Here is a 1,361-nt window from a genome sequence, read left to right as displayed (position 1 = left end):
CCTGCAAACCGCGCTTGACCGCATCATCGAGAAAAACCGCGAAAAAGCAGACAGTTTTACCCATTTCAAAGTGTACAACCGCGAACGCATGGTTGAAATTCCATGGCAACAGGCGCGTTACCTGATGGCGGAACACAAAACCGTCTATCTGTTTACTGGCGACGGCCAAAGCTACGAATTACCGAAGACCTTGGTTTACTGGGAAGAATTGCTGGGCGACAAAGTCATCCGCATCCACCGCAATGCCCTCGTCTTCCGCCACACCCTAGACAGTCTGATTCGACTGGACGATGACGAAAACGATGAATCCGCATCCACGTGGAGCGCTAAAATTCTCGATATTCCGACCCCGTTGCCCGTCAGCCGCCGGCAACTCTCCACCCTGCGGAAAATGATTAAAAACAGCATCTAACAATGCGCTCCTTGACTCGTTCTCTTTAAATCAAAGGCCGTCTGAAAAGATACTTTTCAGACGGCCTTTTAACTTATCAGCCAAATGGTAGAAATTTAAAAAAAGAATAGTCCAAATCTGTCGTTTAGCTCTATCCAAGCTTTCAATTTGATCAAAGCTTGTTTTGCCCTCAAACAAGCTTTTCTATCCACCAATCCAACATTTTTGAATTACTACTACTCAACAGAAAAGGCCGTCTGAAAAATTCAGACGGCCTCGATATTCAAGCCTTACAAATTAAAAGAACAATTCACGCCAGCTGATACGTTTGAGTCCGCATGTACGGCCTTCTACTTTTAGGCTGACCAGTTGGTTAGACAAGAGACTGCGATCACCTTTGGTTGCAAAACATTTATTATTTGGCACGCTCGGCGTGGCGTTCAGCTCCTTATCCGTACCCGTGCCACCACTATCGCCATCGGCAGTTACCGGAGAATCGTCGGCTTTACTGGAATTCATATAAGTAAAGTTGATAACGCCATCAAAAGTCATACCGTTGGCGTAATCAATCTGGCCATTATTCTCGCGCCTGATAAACTTACGATCCTTACTGGAGATACGAGCATCACGCAAGCCCAAACGGCCGCCGTTTTCGGCATTTACGCCCAGAATAATCGTTTTCGCTGTCGTTTGTGTGGACGTGCTGTCCGGCAAACAAACATCGGTACTGGAAGAATCAGTATGAATTGTTTTGCTTTCATACTTACGAATGGTCAGAACAGCTGTACGCAAAATCATCGTCGGTTTGACAGTCACACGTTCATTCGGACCTAAAGTCAGACTCCAGCCTTTTTTGCCTTCACCAACCTTATTGTTGCTGACATAAATATGTTCGCCGTCACTTTCTCTGGTTTGCTGCTCCAACTCACTGCTGTTTGCCAAAACCGCTTTTTTAGATTCATCAGTAGAC

The 1,361-nt window shown here is 45.8% G+C and carries 1 protein-coding gene and 1 pseudogene; one reads left to right on the top strand and one right to left on the bottom strand.

Going from position 1 to position 1,361, the window contains the following annotated elements; translation table 11 throughout:
- Positions 1 to 412, top strand: a 412-nt coding sequence (locus tag ACTHUR_RS11180; RefSeq protein WP_440398618.1) for a LytTR family transcriptional regulator DNA-binding domain-containing protein, incomplete at its 5' end; no start/stop codon positions are given.
- A 276-nt stretch (positions 413 to 688) separates the two neighbouring features.
- Here the strand turns inward: ACTHUR_RS11180 and ACTHUR_RS11175 are convergent.
- Positions 689 to 1,361 (bottom strand): annotated as a pseudogene (locus ACTHUR_RS11175) (PilC family type IV pilus tip adhesin); the annotation flags it as partial.

The sequence above is a fragment of the Neisseria sp. P0021.S007 genome, assembly GCF_051956855.1.
This window is presented reverse-complemented; position numbering and strand designations above follow the sequence as displayed.